Origin of the sequence: Coxiella-like endosymbiont (assembly GCF_002871095.1) — a bacterium.
Lineage (GTDB): Bacteria > Pseudomonadota > Gammaproteobacteria > Coxiellales > Coxiellaceae > Coxiella.
Genome location: NZ_NSHJ01000116.1, coordinates 1 through 25,101, shown reverse-complemented (window position 1 = coordinate 25,101; position 25,101 = coordinate 1). Strand labels below are relative to the sequence as shown.

Sequence of the window (25,101 nt, the reverse complement as noted above, 5' to 3'; positions counted from 1 at the left end):
TCATGAATTATTATTTATGATTAATGCTGCTACTATCTTCCGCCCTTCGGATATTAGTGCTGTATAAGTTCGACAAGCAGCACCTGTGTCCATGGATTCAATCCTAATTCGTTTTTGGAGAAGCAGCATAAGCTTTTCTTGAGGCGGAAAAATAAATTTTTTGCCGGTCCCAAGAATAACTACTTCGGGATTTAAAGACAAAACACTTTGAAAATGTTCTGCTTTTAAGTCTTCTAAAGATTTTGGTTTCCACTCAGGAATAAGTATATAGGGGGAGACAATCATACTTGACGTATAGAGAATTTTGTTAATCGTAACAGATTCGGCATCATAGGCTTGAATATGATAATTACCAATACCAGTATCTTCATTGAGCAACATAGTTTTCTGGACTTATAATGGGATTTTTCTAATCATAGCATAAATTTCTAAGAGATTGCTTTCCAATGATATGCTTTAGGTTCAAAAATCTACAAAGCCAACAGCTTAAGGTAGAATCTGGGTACTTTGAATTAAATTTGATATCTTTTGTAAGATTAGTTAGAATACTGCGATCCTTGCTCCACCGATTTAAACCTCGAAAGGGGCTCTTATTAAACTGAGAGAAAATAACTAATGCGACATTATGAAATCGTGATTCTAGTCCATATCGACCAAAGCACACAGGTACCGGCAATGGTTGAGCGCTATCAAGCAATGATTAAAGACAAGGGAGGTAAAGTTCATCGCTTAGAAGACTGGGGGCGTCAACAATTAGCTTATTCTATCAATAAAGTTTATAAAGCTCATTATATTTTGATGAATATTGAGTGCGATCAAGCTGTTCTAGATCAGCTAAAAAATGCTTTTCGTTACAATGATGCAGTAATGCGCAATTTAATTTTAAAACGTAATTACGCGATTACTGAGCCTTCACCTATTATGCAAAGTATTGAAAAAGGGAAGCTTCAAAAAGAAAAATTAAAATTTGTCGTTGAGGAAACTCCTAAAATATCTGAAGAGGTTTAAGAGGAAATATATATGTCATTTCGTCGAAAAAAATTCTGTGTTTTTAAAGCAAAAAATATTCAAAAAATTGATTATAAAGATATCGATACATTAAAAGATTACATTATGGAATCTGGTCGTATGGTTCCGAGTCGGATTACTGGAACAAGTGCTAAATATCAGCGCCAATTGTCTCGTGCTATTAAGTTAGCTCGTTATTTGGCTTTATTGCCATATTGTGATATGCATCGATAAGAGAAATTTACTCTCCTCTTTTTGTGATTAGCAGGAGGGTGAGAGCAATATATTTAATGAAGAGATTAGGGAAATATTTATTAGCTGATAACATCTACGCAGCTATGGCTGCGCTAGCTTCTTCATTATTAGCTTTTTTTCTACCTATAGGATTCGTTACCACTTTAATTTTGGGATTAGTTACTCTCCAAAAAGGCTATAAAGCGGGGTTAACTATTTTAGCTTTTGTTCTTTTGCCTGCAATTGCATTGGCAGTTACCCGTCATTTTGGATTTTTTTATCAGTTTGATTTATTACTTATCCAATGTGCTTTAATGTTTATATTTGCCTTGATTCTACGCTATACTGCTTCTTGGCAATGGGTTTTAGAAGTGGCTGCTGTAATTGGTGTCTTAGCAGTTTTTGTAGTGCACCTTATTTTTCCTAATATTCGGCAAATATGGATAATATTAATCCATAATTATTTTAAGGCTAATGATTGGGCTTTAACTTTCCATTTAAGCGCCGATTGTTCTGTAGAATTTGCTCAGCATCTCTCTGCTATTACCACAGGAAGCTTTGTTTTTTTTGTTTTATTTGGGATGGTTGTTTTGCTGATTTTAGTTCGTTGGTGGCAAACAGCTCTCTTTTCTCCTGGAGGATTACAACTTGAATTTACTAAAATTCGTATTAGTCATATGGGTGCAAGTTTCTTAATGATTGCTAGTATTGGTTTAATTTGGCAGCCAAGTTGGCTAATGGATATCTATCCTGTGTTATTATTTCCCTTTATGATCGGGGGGTTAAGTATCCTTCATCGATTAGTAATGAATCGAAAAGACATGGTATTAATAATAATAATAGTTTACATTGCTTTATTGTTATTAACATTTTTTACAGTGATTGCTTTAGCTATCGTAGGACTTATCGATAGTTTTTATAATTTTCGAAAGCGTTATACTTTACTACAGAATTAAAAAATGAAGATTTAAATCAATGAATATGAAAGTTATTTTGCAGAAAAAAGTTGCTAATTTGGGCAACATTGGGGATCAAGTATTCGTAAAGCCTGGTTATGCTCGTAATTTTTTATTACCCTATGGAAAAGCTATTCTTGCCACACCAGAACATATTGCAGCATTTGAAAAACGGTGTACAAACTTAAAGAAGTTAGCAGAAGAACAATTAGAAACAGCAAAAATACGTGCAAAAAAATTAGAAGGAAAAATCTTTCATATCTCAGTAAAGGCGAGTGATGAGGGGAAGCTTTTTGGATCTGTGGGATCACGTGAGATTGCTGAAGCAATTTTCAGTGAGAGTGTCGTTGTTAAAAAACGTGAGATAAGATTACCTGAAGGTCCTATTCGTCAAATTGGTGAATATGAAATTCCAATTCATCTTCATAGCGAGGTTATTATTACCGTAAGAATTAAAGTGATTTCTGAATAATTTAAAGTAGCATGATCTATTTTACTTAAATAGTAATGTCTAAGTAATATTTTCATGTTTTACTCTAATATAATTAGCATTATCAATGCGTACTATAACCTTAATTTAATTAGCGTGGAGTAAGTAACATTTTCTTTGGATTATTGGTGCTTCGTGCAATATATGGAAGTCTCGACTAATATTGAGATTATGATAATACTAATAATTATAATATATCACCACTCACAATATCGTAATTTAATGTTGTCTATAGAAAAGGGGAATGCGGGGGAGGGTGAGAAAGTAGATTGTAAACTAAAAAGTCAATAAGCTAGGGTTAGAATACTGATTTACTCATCATGGTTCTGTGAGTTTAAAAAATATTCTTAAAAAGAATATTAAAAAAATTGTCGGTTAAAAAATTATGCTCATCTCTTTTTATGACGATTTAGTGTTTACTTAATGTAAAAGAGGTGCTTTTTTATTTTTTTATGATGAAAAAGATTTGTATAATGAGTTAATTATTTTTATTTGTGAAAACCTGGTTTGATTTCACATCCGTAAAATCTTGTTCTTTGGTTATTTAATTTATACCTTTAATTTCAATTTAATTGAATTTCCTAATGGATGAGGAATTTTTGCAGGAAAGAGAGTTGGAATGCTACACTAGTGCCAATGCCACTACGTCAGAAACATAAAGATTTACCTCCTAAAATTCCACCTCATTCTCAAGAGGCGGAACAATCTGTACTCGGTGCTTTAATGTTGGATAATCGTGCCTGGGATCGTATTATAGACCGAATAACTGCCAAAGATTTTTACCGATCCGATCATCAGGCAATTTTTGAAATGATGACATACTTGATTGATCAACGTAAGCCTTTGGATGTATTAACTATATCAGAAGCACTAAAAGCGAAAAATCGATTAAATACTCTTGGAGAAGCTTATCTGTATGAATTAGCGAAAAATACACCTAGTGCTGCAAATATTGTTGCTTATGCAGATATTGTTCGGGAACGAGCTATTTTACGACAATTAATTGAAGTTGGAACGGATATTGCGCATGATGGTTTTAACCCTGATGGCCGTGACATTAAAGAATTACTCGATAAAGCAGAACAAAGGGTTTTTAATATTACTGAAAGTCGCTCTCGGGGAGCTGGACCTGTACCAATTAGCACCTTATTGCTCAAGGCTACGGATCGAATTGATATGCTCTATCATTCCGATGGAGCGCTCACAGGTCTTTCATCAGGTTTTGTGGATTTAGATCAATTAACTTCTGGATTACAATCAGCAGATTTAGTTGTGATTGCAGGCCGCCCCTCTATGGGGAAAACTATATTAGCGATGAATATTGCTGAACATGCCGCTATAAAAGAAAGTGTGCCAGTTTTGGTTTTTAGTATGGAAATGCCTGCTGAAGCAGTGGTTATGAGGATGATTTCATCTCTGGGAAGTATCGATCAGCATAAAGTGCGCACGGGCCAACTCAAAGAGGATGATTGGCCTCGAATTACTCATGCCATTGAAATGCTTTCAGAAACTAAATTATTTATTGATGATACCCCTGGTTTAAGTCCCGGAGAGATTCGCTCACGAGCAAGACGTTTAGCTCGTGAACATGGAGGACTGGCTTTGATTGCTGTAGATTATCTTCAATTAATGCATGTCCCCAACAATCGTGAAAACCGTAGTATAGAAATATCTGAAATTTCCCGTTCTTTAAAAGAGCTAGCAAAAGAATTAAATATTCCTGTTATCGCTTTATCTCAGCTGAATCGTAGTTTAGAAGCTCGTACAGATAAACGTCCAGTGATGTCGGATTTGCGTGAATCAGGTGCAATTGAACAAGATGCTGATCTCATTGCTTTTATTTATCGTGATGAGGTGTATCATGAAGATTCTCCTGATAAAGGTAAAGCAGAGATTATTATTGCAAAGCATCGGAATGGTCCTATTGGCAAGGTAATACTCACGTTTCGGGGGCAATATACTCGCTTTGATAATTTTTCTCATGAAAGCGTGCTACAAGGATCAACTTTTGGAGCACAAGTGTGAATCGAGTAGGAAGAGCAGTTGCTACTATCGATTTACAAGCACTCAAACATAATTTTTCTCGGATAAAAGAAATTGCTCCTCAATCGTTTGTTTTAGCTATGATTAAAAGTAATGGTTATGGCCATGGATTAGTTCGGGTTGCTAAAACGCTTCCCTTAGCGAATGCTTTTGGTGTGGCGTGTATTGATGAGGCGTTAATTTTGCGGGAAAACGGGATTGAAAGGCCAATTGTTGTTATGCGTGGCTTTTTTGATGAAGAAGAGTTAAAAGAATTTATTCATTATAAATTGGTAGCAGTAATTTACCATTCCCATCAATTGAATCTTTTAGAAAAAAATAAAATTTCTTCTCCTTTACCAGTTTGGTTGAAGATCGATACGGGAATGCATCGGTTAGGTTTTTCCCTAGAAAAAGTAGCTTCTGCTTATGAACGTTTATCTACTTGCCCGTTGGTACAAAAACCAATTGGCTTAATGACTCATTTAGCTGATGCTGATAATAAAGATCGGTTGTTTACCAAATGGCAAATTAATCAATTTAAACAAATTGTTAAAGATAGAGACGCTCCTAAAAGTATTGTAAATTCAGCAGGTATATTAAGTTATTCTACTGCTTTTTTGGATTGGATCCGCCCTGGTATTATCTTGTATGGGGTGTCGCCTTTTTCTTGGGAGACCGGGGCGAAACAAAATTTAAAACCAGTAATGACTTTATCTGCGAGAATCATAGCCATTAAAGATTGTTCTCCAGGAGAAGTAGTGGGTTATGGGTGTACATGGCGTTCTTCCAAAAATACATCTATTGGTATTGTTGGTATTGGTTATGGTGATGGATATCCACGTCACGCTCCCTGTGGTACACCAACATTGTTGCATGGAAAAATATGTCCGTTAATTGGTCGGGTATCTATGGACATGATTGCCATTGATTTAGGCCGTGAGTCAAAGGTTAAAATTGGTGATGAGGTAGTTTTGTGGGGGCATGGCTTACCTGTCGAACAAATAGCTAAACAAGCTGCTACTATTAGCTACGAATTATTGTGTAAAATAACTCAACGTGTTCAATTTAGAGAAAAATAAAATGACTAAATTTTTGGAAGCGAGAAAAGTTAAATGGAAATGTCGTCGTGGAATACTAGAATTAGATATCCTGTTGGAGCGATTTTATGAAGATCAATTTCAAATTTTGACGGCCAAGGAAAAAAAAATATTTAATCGTCTCCTCGATGAACCAGATCTTTTGCTTTATGATTGGTTTCTTGGTCACAAAGTTCCTTCTAGTGTTCAATTTCAAAGTTTAGTTAAAAAGATAGTAGCTTAATTATCAAGAAATAATTTTAAAATTTGCTAATTTTTCATCATTTTCTCAAGTTATTTTAATTAATTGAGAGCACCTTCTTGCGTTAAAAACGATTTCATGCTCATTTTGATAGATTTTTTACAATATATATATCTACCTATAGCACATCAATTGCCAAAAAGTAACATAGCTCCCAAGTTACATAGTCAGGCACTTCTTTTTGAAGTTTCTATCCATTTGAAAACTCAACTTTTCGTAGCGTGAATAAGTTTTTTTAATTTTTAGAAATTAATTTTAATATTTATTGTCTCCGGTAAAAGGGATTGACCACCATATTGAATTTATTGTTAATTTTAATGATTACAAGTTTTTACTAGTTTTTTAGCTGATAGATTAAAAATTTTAGAAATTTCTTATCTAGTGTATAAGCAGGTGAATGGTTAATCGTTATATATTTTACCTTAACTCTTCTTCTAAAAAATCTTTTAAACTTTTGATTGGTATAACAACTTCATTTATTTTACTGATGTTTTTATATTCAATTAATAGAATTGATGAGAGTGTATTGAGCTGCGTAAGAAGTTCTTTAATTTATTTTTTTTAAAATTATACTATTTTCTGCTTGGCAAGTAATTCTTGAATGTTAGCTTAAATCATTTGAATCGCAATATGATTGTCACCTTCTTCAACGAAGAATAATCTCTATATAACACTTAAGAAAGCTGTATAAACAAATTAACGGTATATTATAAACAAATTAACGGGGGGGGTATATTAAGATAAATAAATTCTTTGGTATTGAGTTTATTATACTCTCTAGAAAGAGAGATCTTGCTTATTGAATGATATCTCGCTGTAAATGTCGTAATAGGTCAATATCTAAAAGTGTATCTATAAAAACTCTGAATATCCATGATTTCTTATAATTTTAGATTGAATGCATAATAAAATTCCTTCTAGTATTTCTAGTATAATAATGTGATGTTGACTGAAACATCACATGTCAGGTGTTGTTCAATTGATTATGTTAGTTTTCTTTCATTATAAAGGCTTGTGATGATTGTAACAAGGTATTTGGATAGTCTACCCTTTTTATAATTATAAAAAGGTTGGTAAAGAAATTCATGATCTAGTACAGTTAGGTAGTCATCATTAATTTTTTACATTTTCTTTAAAAAGTGTCTCCTAAGATCTTTATAATGAAAATCTTAGGAGATTATACTACTACTTAATCAGAGCTTAATTCATTAACGATAGCATTAGTGAGTTAATTTCGAATTGCAGCAAAAGATTCTTAAATACTCATGATCATGACATTATTTTTCATAATTTCTTTATATGTTTTAATTAAAAATTAATATGCGTGTACCCCCTTAATGGGGTGGAGGGGAATGAAAAGCGATAATCTTTGTATTATTGTGTAATCAATTATTTAGAAAACATAACTAATTACTTAAAGAAATTTTTAAGATGGGTTTGTCTGTCATTGTGATAAGTGATTTGTATTATGAATGATGTACATGATCCATATTCATCTTTTACTTTTTAAGCAGTTTAAAATATATGATGGTTTTAACAGTTTCGTCGATTGTTTTTTGACTTAAATCAATAGTAGCTTTAATTGATAGATATCCTCTCCTTAAACTTTAAATTAATTTATGTGGTAAACCGACTTTTTTAAAGTATATCAAATCTTTTGTATCAGTAAATCATTTGTATCAAGATAAGTATGCTCACTTGAGGCAAGAGTAATTTTTTGTGAGACTAAGATGGAAGTTTTTTGGGCTCTGTACTGAATGTTAATCATGTTTGAGAAGCTGGATTTCTTTGAGGTTTTTACAAAATCAATTAATTTCTTTTAAGTTTAGTGATTTTTTTGCCATAATTATAATGCTTTATTTTATCTGGAAAATAGTTAAGCTTATATAATATACCTCACAGTTTTCTGTAAATTCTAAAACCAGGAATATAAGGAATGAATTTAGCTTTTCTTTTGATATGGACAGTTTATAGTATTAATGCTATTAAAATGCGATGTCTGGAAATACCTTTGGAAAACTATTTACTGTCACTACTGCTGGTGAAAGCCATGGTTTAGCGTTAGTAGCTATTGTGGATGGGTGCCCTCCTGGCCTTGCCTTAAGCGAACAAGATATCCAGCTGGAAATTAATCGACGTAAAACTGGTCAGTCACCCTTCACATCACAACGACGAGAAACTGACCAAGTCAAAATACTATCAGGTATTTTAGAAGGAAAAACCATAGGCACACCGATTGCATTACTCATTAAAAATACGGATCAGCGTCCTCAGGATTATTCAGAAATAAAATCCTTATTTCGTCCGGGGCATGGAGATTATACCTATTTTAAGAAATATGGATTTAGAGATTATCGCGGTGGGGGACGTGCTTCAGCTCGAGAAACAGTAATGCGAGTTGCTGCTGGTGCTATTGCTAAAAAGTATTTGCAAGAAAAATTACAAATCCACATTCAAGGATATACTGCTGCTGTAGGGCCTATTCAAGCAAAAAAAATTGATCTTTCTTTGATAGAAAATAATCCTTTTTTCTTTCCTGATGAAGATAAAATTCCCGAACTTGAAAGATTCATCATGGAATTGCGACGTCAAGGGGATTCAATTGGAGCTCGGGTTAACGTGGTGGCTAAAGGAGTTCCTATAGGATTAGGAGAGCCTGTATTTGATAAGTTAGATGCTGAGATCGCTTCTGCCATGATGGGGATTAACGCAGTAAAGGGAGTAGAAATTGGAGACGGGTTTTCGGTAATTAAACAAAAAGGATCAATTCATCGCGATGAGATGTATACAAAAGGATTTTTATCTAATCACGCTGGAGGAACATTAGCAGGTATTTCATCGGGTCAGGATATCATGGTAAGCCTTGCTTTTAAGCCGGCGTCGAGTATCCGGATTCCCGGAAAAACTTTTGATGTAAAAGGAAAAGAAGCGGAACTGATTACTAAGGGTCGTCATGACCCTTGTGTGGGACTTCGTGCTATCCCTATTGCTGAAGGTATGTTGGCATTGGTTTTAATGGATCACTATCTACGACATAAGGCTCAAAATTTATGAAGCGTTGAGGAAGTAAAAAATGACTGTGTTTTATGATATTGCTGTAGTAGGAGCAACAGGAATAGTTGGAGAAACAATCCTCCAACTCCTTTACGAACGAAACTTTCCTGTTGGAGAAATATATCCAATTGCGAGTCAGCAATCAGAAGGGAAAAGGGTATTTTTGGGTAAGCAGCAAAAAACAGTTTGTAATTTAGCAAAATTCGATTTTTCCAGGGTCCAATTTGCCTTTTTTTCAGCAGGGGCTGAAAGGTCGGCTGAATATGCACCGCGGGCCGCAGAAACAGGATGTATTGTGATCGATAATACTTCCCATTTTCGATATGAGGATGATATCCCCTTAGTAGTGCCAGAAGTAAATCCTTCTGCTTTGGAAAAGTATCATAATCGGAATATCATTGCTAACCCGAATTGTTCTACTGTTCAATTAGTGGTAGCTTTAAAGCCTATTTATGATGCAGTAGGAATTACTCGAGTCAATGTTGCCACTTATCAATCTGTTTCAGGAGCGGGTCGACAAGCTATTCGAGAGTTAGCAGAACAAACGGTCAATTTGTTAAATGGTGAGCCTATCAAAAAATCTATTATTTTTCCTATGCAAATTGCATTCAATGCCCTTCCACACATTGATGTTTTTTATGAAAATGGATATACAAAAGAAGAAATGAAAATGGTTTGGGAAACCCAAAAAATAATGGGTGATATTAATTTGTGGGTTAACCCTACAGCTGTTCGTATTCCTGTCTTTTTTGGTCATTCTGAAGCTGTGCATATCGAAACACGCCATCCTATCACACTTGAAGAAGTTAGAGAATGTTTGGCCCAAGCACCGGGGATTATTGTAGTAGATGAAAATAATTCCTATCCGACTCCAATTAGTCATGCTGCTAATTCTGATGCAGTTTTTGTTGGACGTATTCGAAAAGATATTTCTCATCCTAATGGAGTAAATTTTTGGATAGTGGTTGATAATATCCGAAAAGGTGCTGCACTTAATGCTATTCAAATAGCAGAGGTATTAATTAATGAAAACTTTTTTTCTGATGGCACATTTCATTAGTAGTAAACTTTATTTGATGCTAGAAAAATCCAGGATTTATTATTTTTATTAAAAGAGGATACTTTTCTTGAATTCGATTCTTTTTTTGTAAAGATTAAGGTATTTTATGATAAAAAAATATTCATAATATTATGATTACTCATGTTAAGCATGGCAAAACTACCTTAGTTGATTAGTCGCTTTAGCAATTGGGGAGTCTAAGTGATCGAATAAAGTCCATTAAGCAGATGATGAATTTTAATAATCTAGGAGCGACAAGGTGGTATCATTATTTTTGTAAAAATACACCACTATTCAGTGGAAAGATTATTGTATAAATATAGTTGATACGTTGGGTTATGTCATTTGGTGCTGAAGTAGAACGTATTGTATCGGTGATAGATTTTGTTTTATTGATGGTAGATGTAGTTGAAGGCTCTATGCTCCAAACACGTTTTGTAACTTGAAAAGTTTTTGCGTGGGGGGTAGTAAAACCAATTGTAGTGATGAATAAAAATAGATTGCCCTAGAATACACACTGATTGGATGGTTAAATAAGTTTTTGATTTATTTGTAAACCTGGATGCACTCAATGATCAATGCGATTTTCCAGTTGTTTATAGATCAACTTTAAAAGGCTATGCTACATTGAATCTTTTAGTAACTTCTTTAGATATAAGGAGCTAATTTTTGAAATAATTCTGTCGAAGGTAGAACCGCCTAAAGTTGATTTAAATTGTTTTTTTTTAAACGTAACTTTACTTATTAAAGTATTCGAGTTATGTGGGGGAGAGATTGAGATTGGACGGATTCAAAACGTGGTACTGTATACGTCGAAATACAACAGTAATTATGATTTACTGTGAAGATAATAAGCGTTTTCTAGTCGAATTTTTCAGCTGTTTTAATTCTTAGGGCTATAAAGAGTTGAGATTGGTAACGGTTACACCGTTGGTGTGATATCGTGGTAGCTATAGGTATTGAAAATTTGCGCATTTTAGATATTCTTTACATATCTAAAATACTCGGAAGCTTTGCTAGCTCTTACTGTGAATAGATCAACAGTTAGTATGACTTTTAAAGTTAAAAATTCACCTTTTGTGGGTTATGAAGGAAATTTTTCACAAATGGTCAAATTGAAGAACAGTTGGACAGGGAGTTAATTAGTAATGTATCTTTGCTAGATATGTCAGACTCTAATGCAGAGAAGTTGATTGTTTCTGGAAGAGGTGAGCTTCAGTTATCAATATTGATTGAAGATATCTGTTATAAAAGTTATGAGTTTGTGGCTTCATGTCCTAAAATAATTAAAAAATTTATTATGAAGTATAGTGTGAGCCATTTAAAAATTTAGTATTGGATATAGAAATTTAGTATTGGATATAGAAGAAGTACATCAAGAAAATATCATCCAAAATTTAGTAAAACGTAAAGGGGGGATTTAAACAATATAATTCTGGATAGGATATGAAGAGTGCGTTTGGATTATATAATTCCAAACGCGGGGTTTACGGGGTTTAATGAGATTTCATTCTCAATTTTTGAATTTAACATCGGGTTTAGACGTTATGTATCACATGTTCGATAATTATGATTTAATGATCAAGGAGTTTTTGCAAACACGTAATTGTGGGGTAATAATTTCTAATAGACAAGGTATTGCTTACACGGTATATGCTCTTTGGAATTTACAAGCACAAGGAGATTTGTTTATTGGACTACAGCAATTTGGTTTATGAAGGTATGATTATTGGGTAACACTTACGGTATCATATGATTGACTTGTAAATATCTTCCATGGAAAACAGCTTACAATATTCGAGCTTGGTAAGGCAGTGATGGAAATGTTATTTTAACCCCACCTCTTAAATTTAGTTTAGAACTGGATTTACAATTTGTTACGGATGATGAATTACTAGAAGTTATGCTGCAAGTTATTTATCTTCATAAAAAATTCTTAAAAAAATATGAACAACAACACTGGTCGGTAAAATAGCTACTAAAGTTTGTTTTTATCTATCCAGAACAATCCCTTATTCCTTGAATATCCCTGTGAAAGGATGGGGATAGAATTTTTTTTATTTATGAAGTTCGAAGATTTTTTTAATATAGTTATTTTATAGTTCTCTATCTCGCTTTAAGAGCGAAGTTTATGTACTATTAGAAAGTAATAAAAAAGATTTCTTGTAATAGCCTCTAAAAAATTTATTCATTCTTTGGCTCTAGTAGTACCAGTTCCAATTTTCAACATAACTTGATATCAAAAAATTATTGCCGACCTCGATATAGAAAAAAATAGAGATCGTGATTATAGACCCTTTCAGATACTAAAGGGGGGAGGGTGGATGGTTAACTTTGTTATAGAAAAAATTAGTTTTCAACTAAATGAGAATTATTTAAATTTTTGGCAACTAATAGCTTTTCCTAAGTGAGAAAGAACAATTTTCTATCCAAGAAAAGATGATAAGATCTATTTTTTAGGGAAACTATTCAGCAAACTTAAAAATACAATAAAATATTTGCTTGATCAAGTGTTCCTTTTTATCTAATTTTTTTTAAAATGGGGTTGGTAATCTTTATCCTGTGATCAAGAAACTAAACGAAAAATAAGGAAAATTTTTAATAGGGTAAGGTAGCCTACTAATGAGACAATAAAAAAGAAGCAATTAAAAATTTATTGGAACTTGAAATTTTAGAGGAAGTCCTTACTGTTAAAGGGTGTTTAATTTAACTTTACCAAGACGGAGATCTGTATTTTGAAATGGAAGAAATTTGCTTCCTTATTATGTTAAATTAAATTAAAACTAGAATTAAAATTCGAAATAAGAGCTAAATTAGCATTAGGCTCAGAATTTAAGCATAAAAAAGATTTGATAGTTTTCATTTTCTGCACTTTCTCCCGAACCCACCTTATCTTAACCACTTCTTAATTCATTGTTTAAAAGAAGACCTTTAAAAAAATGTGTACTATGAAGAACTAAAATTTAGGTGTGAACAGTTAAAATGAAGTAAGCTAATGAGAGAGTAAAACTGGGTGCTGGGATTCTGCTTGATAAAACTCAGTGGATAAGGTTATCTTGTTTCCCATCTATGTTAAGACATCAAAAAATCCTTCTTGGTATCACAGGTACTGTTGCTTCTTATAAAAGTATTGAATTAGTCCGTCAATTACGGGAGCGTGGGGCGTTAGTTCGAGTCGTCATGACGTCAGCAGCAAAAGCTTTTATTGGACCATTGGCTTTACAGGCAGTCTCAGGATATCCGGTGGTTAGTGAGTTATTTTCTTCAGAGTGTACCTCCTCCGGGATGGAGCATATTATACTCGCTCGTTGGTGTGAGCAAATACTTGTAGCGCCTGCCAGCGCAGATTTTATTGCACGTTTAGCCTATGGCCATGCGGATGATTTACTAACAACCCTTTGTCTAGCAGCAAAAGTGCCTATCGCGGTGGCTCCTTCCATGAATCAACAAATGTGGCTCAATAAAATCACTCAAGCAAATATTAAACGGTTGCAAACATATGGAATTAAAATATTTGGGCCAGGAATTGGTTTTCAAGCGTGCGGAGATTATGGTCCAGGGCGATTACTAGAGCCTGAAGAATTAATCAGTTGTTTGGAAGAGCCTCCTATTGAAAAAATTTTGATGGGTAAGCGTGTGCTTATAACAGCAGGTCCCACGCACGAAGCCATCGATCCTGTGCGTTACCTCACTAATCGAAGTTCTGGAAAAATGGGTTATGCTTTAGCAGAGATAGCTACTGAGATGGGTGCTGAAGTTTCTTTAATCAGTGGACCAACTAACTTATCCCTTTCTAAAATGATTAATCGTATTGATGTCGTCACTGCACAAGAAATGTTTGAAGCGGTGATGAAGGGAATTTCAAATTATGATCTATTTATCAGTGCGGCAGCTGTAAGCGATTATCGTTCAGAAACAAAATTAACTAGAAAGATAAAAAAATCTCAAATTAATTTAACTCTTAATTTAGTTAGAAATCCCGACATTCTATTAGAAGTAGGTGGCTTATTAAACAAACCTTTCATAGTGGGGTTTGCGTTGGAAACTGAAAATCACTTAGAAAATGCGAAAATAAAATTAAAAGACAAAAATTTAGATATGATTGTACTGAATTCGGAAAAAGCATTTGAATCTGATGAAAGTACCGTTATTGTGATTAATCGTTTAGGTGAAATCAAAGATTTTGCTTTAAATAACAAATCTTTTTTGGCAATTGATTTGATGAAATTAATTACCGCTAATTTAATTCGTCTTTCAGTAAGCCAGCATTAAAAAATAAAAATTAAAGCTAAGTAATGAATTCTAGTAATGACCAATATGTATGTATTTTACTGCAGTCATGGTTTGAAGAGGTGTATAAGCTAATTAGAGTAAATTTTGGGATTATTTGTTGTGTAAGTATTAATAAATAGAACATTCAAAACTTAAGTAGGTAAGTGATAAAGTTTATTTAATTACTATGCGATCTAAAAATAACCAGCGATACGGAGAGAATGAGAACTAAGTAATCAATATAAAATAATTGATATTAGAAAAAATTATAGACAGGAAAATCCTGGGCAAGACTAAAATAGATGAGTTTTTATTATGAACTTCTATTTTTAGAGCGACTTCTGCTATTGATGTAGTTGTACGTTTTACTATTTTATAAGGGTCTACAATTTTTTAATTGACATATAGTGCAGAGGAGTGTGAATTAAGTTCATAATTTTGATTATGAAGGTTAAATTGTTTTATAGAACTTTAGTGTGTTTACTTGTAAAAATACAATTGCTGAATTGTTGCATTTTACTGGTATGAAATTCCTAGTGAATTAGAGTTATCAAGGAATTGAAGCCTAATTTTTCATGTCATTCCGCTAATGTTGATCAAGATAATCCATATTATGGAAACAATAATTTGTATTTTATTTATAAAAAGATAAGACAACGTTTCCTGAAAAGATAGAATGACGAAAAAAACTGAGAGTAATTAAAGGAATTTAGTAATCTTTTTATTGATGTATCTTTTTAAAGATGGGGATACTTTTATTACTAAATCGAGTATAATTAAGAAATTTGAGATCTTGGAAGTTGAGAATCTAAACGAGTATTTTTAGATTATTTAAAGTTAGGTTAGTTGTGGTATCAATATTTACGAACCCTAGTGGCGTAGATTTTACAGTTAAGCTAAATCTTAGGCTTAAGATGATCAAGTGATAATACTTATGGCAACGGGAACAAGGGATTTTATGAATTTTTTACAACGTCAATTAACCACAATACAGTAGTGAGATTTATTATTGCTAATTTTATTAAATTACTGAATTAATAATATTAGCATATTCTTGAAAATTACTTAATTCTAAAATTAAGTATTGATAGTATTTTTCTTCCTGTAAAAATCGTGTGGGAAGGATAAACTAATATTTTCTCAGGTAACTTAAGCGGCTTAAACAAAGAGACTCTCATATTGTGTTGATACAAGTCAACTTCTTAAAAAGCTCTATGTTCTCTCCAGCTCTATGTTCTATCCTATGAATTAGTAGGGTTTCATCAGTAAATATTCGATTGTGCATAAAAATATAACTATACGAATTATAGGGGCATTTCTAAGGATAAAGAGTCTCTAATTTTATTTCTTTGATAGTAATATTTTGCCTTCTTTAATTTTAATATTAAAAGATTACATTTAAGCTGTGCTTGTTTGTAACCCATCGCGATTTGATTTTAAAATTTATTTTAGAGTGATCCAGTTGCTTTCCTGTTATGGTGCTATAGTGGGTATGAGTATGCATTTTAAATATAAGTACTATTTCTCTAACCTAAGTACTAATTTGAATATTTCAAAAAGTTAAATATAAAAAGAACTTATTTTAATAAAGGATTGATTAGTAGAACTGCATAGCCGGACCTAATGACACTTAAGTAGGTATAACTGCGGGAGGTTGTGTTAAACAGTAGTGAAGGAAATATAATATAGTTCAATTATAACAATCTTTAGGAAAGAGAACGAGACTAGTTAGCTTCTAAGATGAACAAACTATCTGATCATTGAGGAATTTGGTATAGTTTGGAGTTAGTTAAATAAAAATCACGGGAAAAAGTGAAAGGGTATCTTAGTCTTTGTGATATTTTTAATTTAACTTTGCTTTAACTGCACTGATTACCAATGTAATTGATTCTGAGATCGGGGAGGAGAAGAAATTACACTCATATATTTTTTTTAAAGAGACCGACATCCAAACCCTTTCAATTTATTGTCTTCTTTCAACTGAAACTTCCTAAAAAGATTTCGGGGAAAAATTTGCTAATTCAGTAAAGCAAGCACAGTATTTATTCAGGATGCTAGTCTGAACCAACATACGGTTAAAAATATTGGTTCCTTTGACAGACAAGCTATGATGTCTCTTTCAAATTAATGACGATATTTCAGATTCAATTATTACGTCGTTGAGTCAGGCTTCTGTAAGCAGCCGCCAGGAAAGTTGATACAAGTTGATCAACTTGATCAAAATAATTTACAATTTCAGCAACAAACTAATAAATAACTTATTATTTTAAGTAGCAACATACAATGTCTTCAACAACGAATACAAAATTTGGAAAAAGCCAGAAAATTTTTAATCAGGAGTTATTTCAGTGAACAAAAGAAACCCAATCAGAATGATCCACATTTTAAACTTTAAGAACTAAAATTAAGTATTCCAGCTTCTAAGTTGCTTCATTTAAAAAGCACTTGGACCTAGTGGGTTTTAAATGTTGATATGTAGAGAGTAGTTAACATATTGTTATTATTAACCTAGATTTATTTTATTAGCCTAGTTTAAAAAACAAAGGGAATAATCGTGAAATGAGCAAGAATAATCTCTTGAGGTGGGAAAGTAGAAGATACATTGAGGTAGCGTATGATTACATATGGGTAGTTAGTTCGGAAAATATTCCCAGAACAATTAATTTAGCTCAAAGGTATATCGTTATAGAGGATTAGGAGGCGGTAAGAAAGGTGTTAAACGAAGTTCTTCAAAGCAAAAATAAAGAGCAGAAAAAGGGAGCAGAAGAACTGTTAAAAAAGTTTCCTATCGGGGCGGCTTAGAGTATGGCTCGTATTGCTTTGGGAATCTGTTATGATGGATCTGCTTATCACGGTTGGCAAATTCAAGAAGAGTTTAGAACCGTCCAAGGGGAAGTAGAAAAAGCATTATCGGCGGTAGCTAATCATCCTGTTTCGCTGTTTTGTGCTGGTCGAACTGTTGTTGGAGTACATGCGAGCGGGCAAGTGGCGCACTTTGATACCACTGCTTATCGCAGTGAACATGCTTGGGTTTTCGGTGCTAATAGTAAACTTCCTTCTGACATTAGCATTTTATGGGCTAAGGAAGTAGATAAAAATTTTCATGCTCGATTTTCTGCTCAAGCGAGAAAATATCATTATGTGATTTATAATCATGAAATTAGGCCAGGTATTTTACGTAAAGCGGTAAGTTGGTATTACCGGCCTTTGGATGAAAATCGAATGAGAAAAGTTGTGCAATATTTCATTGGTGAACACGATTTTCGATCTTTCCAAGGAGCTGGTTGCCAATCACAAACTTCGGTGCGCACTATCTTTCAGATAGAAATTTTTCGAATTCAGTGTATGGTAGTGATTGAGGTACAAGGTAATGCTTTTTTGCTACATATGGTACGTAATATTGTAGGAGTGTTGGTTGCTATTGGTAGTGGAGAGAAAGACCTAGAATGGGCGGAAGTTGTCTTAAACGCTAAAGATCGTCGTCAAGGAGGACTAACAATGTCGCCAAATGGATTATATTTGGTAGAAGTAAAGTATCCTCAAGAATTTAAATTACCTCGGACTCCGTTTGAACCTTTATGGCTACAATTAAGTAAGGTTCAGGTAAAATGAATTGGTTTACAAAATTATTGCCTCGAATTTCTACACGTACAAAAAAAGGAGTGCCAGAAGGAATTTGGGATAAATGCCCTTCTTGTATGGCAGTTCTTTATCGTGCTGAGTTAGAGCGAAATTTAGAGGTTTGTCCTAAGTGCAATTATCATATCCGTATTAATGCTCGAAAACGTTTAATGCAATTTTTAGATGAGGGGGAACAACAAGAAATAGGTGAAAACATCATACCAACTGATCGCCTTAAATTCCGTGATTCAAAGAAATACAAAGATCGGCTTCATGCTGCTCAAAGAGCAGCCGGAGAGAAAGAAGCTATAGTCGTTTATAAAGGCAATCTTTATAGCATTCCCATTGTTGCTGCAGGGTTTGATTTTACTTTTATCGGGGGCTCGATGGGCACTGCTGTAGGTGAGCGATTTGTAAAGAGTGCAAAGACAGCTATGGATGAAGAAAGGCCATTTATTTGTTTTTCAACAAGCGGAGGAGCTCGAATGCAGGAAGGGCTATTTTCTTTGTTTCAAATGGCCAAGACAGGCGCTATATTGGCACAGTTAGCTAAACAGCAAATTCCATTTATTTCAATATTAGCGGATCCCACTATGGGAGGGGTTTCTGCTAGTTTGGCCATGTTGGGTGACATTATCATTGCTGAACCTAATGCATTGATTGGATTTTCAGGCCCACGCGTCATTGAGCAAACTATTCGAGAAACCCTTCCAGAAGGATTTCAACGTAGCGAATTTTTGTTAGAGCATGGGGCTATTGATATGGTAGTGGATCGTCGTGAATTAAGATCGACTGTGGCATCTCTAATTGCTAAATTAACCTACCGAGCTCTTCCGGATCTGGAACCCGTAAAAATAATTTAATTTAAAGTTCTGTTGATTAATTGTTAGAGCTCACTTGACACAAGTATTAATAATGAAGGCTTCGGAAATAGGAGAATTAAAGTGACGATTTCACGAGAGATGAATGATTGGTTGGATTATATTAACACACTTCATGATCGTGAAATTAATTTAAGTTTATCTTGCATTATCCAGGTAGCAAAAAAATTAGAGTTAACTACTTTTTCATGTCCCGTCATCACTGTAGCAGGAACAAATGGGAAAGGTTCTGTAATTAAATCCCTTGAAAGTATTTATCTTGCTTCTGGCTATCAAGTAGCCGCTTATACCTCGCCCCATTTATTATGTTTTAACGAACGTTTGCGTTTTAATGGTGAACCGATGCTTGATAGTGATTTTATTGAAGCTTTTACGTTTATTGAAGAAAATCGTAATCAGAAACCTCTTAGCTTTTTTGAATTCACCACTTTAGCCTGCTTTTATATTTGTAAAAAATTAACATTGGATATTTTCTTATTAGAAGTAGGATTGGGAGGGAGGTTAGATGCTGTGAATATCATTGATCCAGACGTTGCAGTTATTACTACAATTGATATAGATCACACAGATTGGTTAGGAAGTGATCGAGAGTCTATTGGACGCGAAAAAGCAGGAATTTTTCGGACACACTGCCCTGTGATTTGCGGTGACCCTTATCCACCGAAGAGTCTTCTTAAAGAGGCTCAACTCTTGCAAGCCCCTATTTTCCAATTTATGAAAGATTTCTCCATAATCAAATATGAAAAAACCTGGAAGTGGCAAGGACCTAAAATTCATTATGATGCTTTACCTTTACCCCGATTAAAAATACAAAATGTAGCTACTAGTTTGATGGTAGTAACTTACTTACAAAATCGTTTACCTGTCAAGAAATTAGCTATTATAGCCGGTATTCAAAAAGCTACTCTACCTGGTCGTATTGAACGACTGGAACAGCCCCTTTCTGTTATTTTTGATGTGGCACATAATCCGCAATCGGCCCATTATTTAGCAGAACAGATTTATTGTTCTTCTCATTCAGGGCGAACGTTTGCAGTAGTGGGAATGTTAAAAGATAAAAATATTTTAGGTACTTTCTCTCCTTTGCTGCCTTGTATTGATTATTGGTATGTAGGTGATATAGGAGGAATACGTGGTGCTTTAGGTGAAAAGTTGCTAAAAACTTTGAAGGCAGAAGGTGTTAAAAATTGTTATAATTTTACTTCGATTAAGGAAGCGTTTAAAAACGCAATTGCACAGTGTCAAAAGCAGGATAGGATTGTAGTTTTTGGTTCTTTTTATGCAGTTGCTATAGTTAAACAATATATGTCCCGAGGCCAAAATCATCGAAATTAAAATTAAACAACGATTAATTGGAGTGGTAGTTATTTTTTTGTGGGAGGAGTAGTTTTTATAGCATTGTTATTTCATAATCCACACCCAACCAGGGGTTTATCAATGCTGAGGATAGTTCCCGAAAGCAGAGCAGATAAACTTGAAGTACACTTGCAATTCTCAGAGCCTACAATCTTAGAAGAAAAGGCAACTTTAAAGGTAATGCCTACTCTTTTAGAGTCAATTCCAACAAAATCAAAAGAAAAGACGACTATTCTCTTGATTTTAGAATCACCCACGCTACTCTTCTTCTCTAGAGTTTGCTCAGAATGTCCAGCGAAACTCAAACCTGTTACCATTTCACAAATTAAAATTTCATTTACTCAAAACCATGAATTTAATGTTTCTAAAAAACATCAGGTAATTAAGGAAAAAGTATTTGTAAAAAAATATCATTTGTCAGATACTTTATTATTCTCTAAGAGTATTCTTAACGCTTGGGTAATTCAAGTAGCCATTTTTATCAATCAAGACAATGTAAAACGATTACTTAAACAAGTGCAAGTAAACGGGTTTGATGCTTATACTCGTCAGAGTAACGAAGGAAAAAAGTCAGCCGTATTTTTGTAGGTCTTTTCATTGATTACGCTAAAATTATTAAAATCCAGTAGGAGTTAAAACAAAAATTGCATTTAAAATGTTTTATTAAACGATATAAAATAATTTAGAGAGAGTTTTCATTAAATAGGCGCTGAAATGAATTTAAATATTTTTTTACATTTTAATTGGGTTGATTTTATAATTATTGGAATTATTTTTTTCTCGATTATTATTAGTTTTTTTCGTGGTTTCGTACGAGAAGCTATTTCATTACTAATATGGATAGGGTCTATCGTTATTGTTTTTAAATTTTTAGAACCTCTTCAAATTCATTTGAGTCCGTGGATTAATTCGAATTTTATTCGGTATGCAGTTGCTTTTGGGATTTTATTTTTAGCTGTGTTTATTTTTGGAATTTTTATTAATTTGATTATACATGCACTCTTAAAAAAAACAGGACTTACTATTACTAATCGCTTGTTGGGTATTTTTTTTGGAGCAGCACGTGGTTTTCTTATAGTTTCTATTTTTCTTATCTTCGTTAGCGTAGGTAATATCAAGGGGGGAACGGTAGTTAGCCAATCACAATTAGCGTCTAAATTTAAACCAATAGTAATCTGGCTAAATCAGTTTTTACCTTGGCAGCTTAAAAATATTTTTAATAGTTGGTATAACTAATATTAAATCAAAATTAATAGAAGTGATATGTAATGTGTGAGTATTCTTCTAATTAGAATTATTTCTAATAATTAGATAAATCAATTAATCTATAATGTTTTAATGATTTTACAACACTATGTATGGTTAAGATGAATTTAATATTATAAAAAGTAATAACAATTATTATAAGAAGTAATAATAATCGGCTTTTTATAAAAATCCAGTGATGAGGTCATGAGTTAAGTGATGTATCTCATATATTTTTTCACCTCTTGTGAAATATGGGAATTAGACATGATGTTAGTTATTATACGATAAGAGGTATAAAGAAATGCTCTCCGCTAAATTATAATTTTGATGTCAATTTTTTTCATGGATTAGCTTTAATTAATCGGAACTTAATGAATTTTAAATAATTTATGAATGATTGAATACCTATGGATTTAGGTTATTTAAATATTACTTTAAATGTTATTCAACATGATGGCTCATGAATTATAGTGTTCTTGTACGTATGTCCCTTTTTTAAAGTAATTGTTTAAAGTAATGACGAAGAAGTATATTAAGTAATTCAAAGGAGTTTTTACTGCCATGATCTAAAAATAATTATAGTGTAATAAGTTTTGATGATATTCATACTTATTTAGTGATTAGTTTATGGAAAACAAAATAACAGAAATGTTTTGGAATTCATGTTAGATTCAAAAAGTATTGTTTTAAGAGAAATCTATTGGCTTTGAACTGTTGGATGAGCTTTATGCTGTTGTGAGTGTCCCTGATAAGATTATTTATTTTAGAGTGAGAAGGAGAAGTTCTCCGAGAGGAATTTGATACACTAGTTAGTCATTCACTTTGTATTTTGGGTATATTTAGGTTTGCTCCGCTTCTATTCTAGATAATCTACCTCTGATACAAGAGCAGGTTTTTATAAGATATGCTTGGATTAAAAGAGATTATTAGAGAGACCAAATCATAATGATTGATCTGATAGATAATTCTAATTCTTGAAATAAGTTATAATGTTGCCCATGCTTTAGGGTAGGTTTTAATTTTTTTCTTCCAAAAGAGTTTTAAAAAACTTGCTATATTGAGGGGGGTAAACTTTATTATACCTAATAATAAACGCTTAGGTGTTGTCGCAGTTTAATACGTTTAAAATTCAATGCAATTAAAGCTAAGTTTATTAATAAACTGTTTTACTAGTGGATAATTCGGTAGTAAAAGGGATAACCTCAAAAGAAATCATTTAAATCATAGTACTACGTAGATATAAAACTATACTTTGCTTTTCAGTGAGTCCCTGAAATACCTTATCTTAAATAGCTAAGAAATGAAACTCTACCATACTTAAATAGTTATAGAATGAATTGCAACTAAAGAATTAGTTGATAACGTCTAAAAATCCAATTGGTATAAATTTATTAATCAAGATCTGTTAAATATTTATCAGGCGTTGAACGATGTGATAGGTAATATTAGAAAAGTTAAAATTAAACGATTTAAAATTTCGTTTTTACTGCCGACTACATTGCTAGTAAAATTCTAGTAGCTTATAATTATCAAAGCTTATATTTAGATAAATAAGCTGAATTACGTAATGATAGTAGTAAAACAAATTTATAAAAATTATTTTTATATTTTCATATTACTAATTCTTATTTTTGTGCTTAGTGTATTTATTAAATAAGCATCATGATTACATACGTAAAAAATCTTATTTGTATATTCGAAAAATCGTATCCTCACAAACTCCGTAACTTACTTTGAAGTAATGCAATCAGAGTACTGAGGAATGATATTTTGTTTGCTTTTTTGTACGAGAAAGAAATGTTTAATAATTGACGTTAATGGGGAAAGTCTAATCGGTATTAATTGAATTAGTTTTAAGAATTGTATCCTAGAATGTATTATAAAAATAATTTATAAAAATTTAAGTTATTATGGTTAATGCTACTCAAGTAAAAATATTTGCTATCAACAATTTTAAATTTTTCATAGAAAAAAGTCTTTAGAACGTAAAAATACATTAATTTCCTGAAACCCAGAAAGTTCATATAAAATAAATTTTATAGATTGCAGTCTGTTCATTTAAAAGTAGGGGCAATGGTACCTTTCTAAAACCTACCGACCAAAAATATGAATCTAAAATTTTAGCTCTAGAAATACTGAATTAAATAGAGGCCCGGTTTCTATCAAGTAGAGTTTATTTGACGACTTAATTTTAGTTACATTTTTTTCTTTAGGATTTTATACAGTCTTCTTAATATATCCCTTACTGAATGAAGCTTTAAAGGCATATGATTACTTGTCTTATTGAGAAAGATTATATAGCAAAAACTTAGATAAAGAATTAAAAAAGCATATAAAAAAGGAAATTGGTTATTTTTTAATCAGTTGAATAAGCGAATACTCTTTCTTATCCATAGCTTTATTGATTTTCAAAAATGACTAAAATATTATGCTTGAAATCAATCTATTTTTATCCTACTAATAATAAATTGTGCTGCTCAAGATTAGCGAATGTTAATACATCAGATTGTGTGCTGTGGGTATATTATTTAGTTTATACGAAATAGCAACTACCCCACGGCTTTTATTTTAAGATAGGTTTTCTAAAAAAAAAGAAGCTTTTAGAATATTTGTTTGAACAGCCTCCTTTTTTTAGCCTTTATAAATGAATGGATTTGATTTCTAAGCGATTATAGCTTTTTTAAAGTATAGCTTATAGCAAGATTATGATGAAGAAGTGTATTTAAATGTAAGTTGTCCTCCATATACCAATTTAAGAGAAGCTAGGTGTACTTATTTTAAGCTCAGCTAATTTAGTGATAAAAAGCAGGATTTTTAAAGTTAGAGGTGGTTTATTAAAAGAAGTATTAAAAACTATCGGAAAATTATCAATTGGATTATAATTGACCAAAAAGGCTATAGTAATTTTTTAGTGTTTGCTCCATGTGATGATTTATATTTTAATAATGCACTCAAAGAAACAACCCTAAAAAAAGTACACTATTTCGTTATTTATTTTATGTAGTTAAATAATTGGCTCTTTTAGATGCATAGTATTAGTATGCTATTTAAATGATTTTTTTTATAAAAAACTCTTTAGATGATAACAAAGATATTGCTTGCGTTATAGACCTTTTGCAATTTCTCAATTAATAAGGCTTAAAAGAATTATTTTTTTTGTCAGTATTGACTGGTTCGTGTTTAGCATATTTCTTTCGAAACCATTCGACTCGACCCGCTGTATCAATAATTTTTTGTTGTCCGGTATAAAAGGGATGGCATTCGGAACAGATTTCCAGATGAAGATCTCTCTCTAAAGTTGATCCTATAAAAAAAATATTTCCACAACTGCAAGTGACTTTAATTTCTTTATAGTTTGGATGAATTTTTTTTTTCATATTTTTTATAAAATTAAAGATTTTAATATAACTTAATTTAAACGGGATAGCAAGAAGAAAGTTGCTTTCTTTATAAAAATTTCTCATCTTTCCATGAAGTAACTTATTTACGATAAATAATGATAATCTGTTTTTACTCTGGAAGAGATAGCTAGTAGATTAAAATAGTTTTCGCTATCTA

Annotated in this window: 19 protein-coding genes; 17 read left to right on the top strand and 2 right to left on the bottom strand. The window is 32.4% G+C overall.

Features of this window, described 5'->3' with window-relative positions:
- The gene (locus CLERM_RS02660; RefSeq protein ID WP_102157048.1) at positions 1-381 is read right to left on the bottom strand and encodes an Mth938-like domain-containing protein; all 381 of its coding nucleotides are present in this window, start codon (positions 379-381) and stop codon (positions 1-3) included.
- A 234-nt stretch (positions 382-615) separates the two neighbouring features.
- On the opposite strand from CLERM_RS02660, the gene rpsF reads away from it, so the two are divergent.
- From rpsF to CLERM_RS02580, 17 genes are all read left to right on the top strand, one after another.
- Positions 616-1,008 (top strand): 30S ribosomal protein S6, encoded by a 393-nt coding sequence (gene rpsF / locus CLERM_RS02655; protein ID WP_102157047.1) that lies wholly within the window; start codon positions 616-618, stop codon positions 1,006-1,008.
- Positions 1,009-1,020: 12 nt separating this feature from the next.
- Positions 1,021-1,242, top strand: coding sequence for a 30S ribosomal protein S18 (gene rpsR / locus CLERM_RS02650; protein ID WP_102157046.1), 222 nt, complete (start codon positions 1,021-1,023; stop codon positions 1,240-1,242).
- Positions 1,243-1,298: 56 nt separating this feature from the next.
- Positions 1,299-2,198 carry a hypothetical protein gene (locus tag CLERM_RS02645; protein ID WP_102157045.1) on the top strand — a complete coding sequence of 300 codons (900 nt, stop codon included), beginning with the start codon at positions 1,299-1,301 and terminating at the stop codon, positions 2,196-2,198.
- A 19-nt stretch (positions 2,199-2,217) separates the two neighbouring features.
- Positions 2,218-2,670 (top strand): 50S ribosomal protein L9, encoded by a 453-nt coding sequence (rplI, locus tag CLERM_RS02640; RefSeq protein ID WP_439952111.1) that lies wholly within the window; start codon positions 2,218-2,220, stop codon positions 2,668-2,670.
- A gap of 654 nt (positions 2,671-3,324) precedes the next feature.
- On the top strand, positions 3,325-4,713 hold the full coding sequence (gene dnaB, locus CLERM_RS02635; RefSeq protein WP_102157053.1) for a replicative DNA helicase: 1,389 nt from the start codon (positions 3,325-3,327) through the stop codon (positions 4,711-4,713).
- Positions 4,710-5,792: an alanine racemase gene (gene alr, locus CLERM_RS02630; protein ID WP_102157044.1), complete on the top strand. Its 1,083-nt coding sequence runs from the start codon at positions 4,710-4,712 to the stop codon at positions 5,790-5,792. The genes dnaB and alr overlap by 4 nt, the downstream gene beginning before the upstream one ends.
- Before the next feature lies 1 nt (position 5,793).
- Positions 5,794-6,033: an FAD assembly factor SdhE gene (locus CLERM_RS02625; protein WP_102157043.1), complete on the top strand. Its 240-nt coding sequence runs from the start codon at positions 5,794-5,796 to the stop codon at positions 6,031-6,033.
- Positions 6,034-8,046: 2,013 nt separating this feature from the next.
- A complete protein-coding gene (gene aroC / locus CLERM_RS02620; RefSeq protein ID WP_102157042.1) occupies positions 8,047-9,105 on the top strand; it encodes a chorismate synthase in 1,059 nt (352 codons plus the stop codon).
- Between the two features lie 19 nt (positions 9,106-9,124).
- Positions 9,125-10,165 carry an aspartate-semialdehyde dehydrogenase gene (locus tag CLERM_RS02615; protein WP_102157041.1) on the top strand — a complete coding sequence of 347 codons (1,041 nt, stop codon included), beginning with the start codon at positions 9,125-9,127 and terminating at the stop codon, positions 10,163-10,165.
- Positions 10,166-11,664: 1,499 nt separating this feature from the next.
- Positions 11,665-11,883, top strand: a complete 219-nt coding sequence (locus tag CLERM_RS04070) for a hypothetical protein (RefSeq protein WP_241538087.1) — start codon at positions 11,665-11,667, stop codon at positions 11,881-11,883.
- Between the two features lie 110 nt (positions 11,884-11,993).
- Positions 11,994-12,140, top strand: coding sequence for a hypothetical protein (locus tag CLERM_RS04145; protein WP_338028233.1), 147 nt, complete (start codon positions 11,994-11,996; stop codon positions 12,138-12,140).
- Positions 12,141-13,234: 1,094 nt separating this feature from the next.
- On the top strand, positions 13,235-14,437 hold the full coding sequence (coaBC, locus tag CLERM_RS02605) for a bifunctional phosphopantothenoylcysteine decarboxylase/phosphopantothenate--cysteine ligase CoaBC (RefSeq protein WP_102157040.1): 1,203 nt from the start codon (positions 13,235-13,237) through the stop codon (positions 14,435-14,437).
- Between the two features lie 2,805 nt (positions 14,438-17,242).
- Positions 17,243-18,049 (top strand): tRNA pseudouridine(38-40) synthase TruA, encoded by an 807-nt coding sequence (gene truA, locus CLERM_RS02600; RefSeq protein WP_102157039.1) that lies wholly within the window; start codon positions 17,243-17,245, stop codon positions 18,047-18,049.
- A complete protein-coding gene (accD, locus tag CLERM_RS02595) occupies positions 18,046-18,921 on the top strand; it encodes an acetyl-CoA carboxylase, carboxyltransferase subunit beta (protein WP_102157038.1) in 876 nt (291 codons plus the stop codon). The genes truA and accD overlap by 4 nt, the downstream gene beginning before the upstream one ends.
- A gap of 81 nt (positions 18,922-19,002) precedes the next feature.
- Positions 19,003-20,274 carry a bifunctional tetrahydrofolate synthase/dihydrofolate synthase gene (gene folC / locus CLERM_RS02590; RefSeq protein WP_236905150.1) on the top strand — a complete coding sequence of 424 codons (1,272 nt, stop codon included), beginning with the start codon at positions 19,003-19,005 and terminating at the stop codon, positions 20,272-20,274.
- A 102-nt stretch (positions 20,275-20,376) separates the two neighbouring features.
- Positions 20,377-20,883, top strand: a complete 507-nt coding sequence (locus tag CLERM_RS02585) for an SPOR domain-containing protein (protein ID WP_104207520.1) — start codon at positions 20,377-20,379, stop codon at positions 20,881-20,883.
- 126 nt (positions 20,884-21,009) lie between these two features.
- Entirely contained in the window at positions 21,010-21,531 is a 522-nt protein-coding gene (locus CLERM_RS02580) for a CvpA family protein (protein ID WP_102157036.1), read from the top strand.
- 3,140 nt (positions 21,532-24,671) lie between these two features.
- On the opposite strand, the gene rpmE is transcribed toward CLERM_RS02580, so the two are convergent.
- Positions 24,672-24,920: a 50S ribosomal protein L31 gene (gene rpmE / locus CLERM_RS02575; protein WP_102157051.1), complete on the bottom strand. Its 249-nt coding sequence runs from the start codon at positions 24,918-24,920 to the stop codon at positions 24,672-24,674.
- Positions 24,921-25,101: the final 181 nt, after the last annotated feature.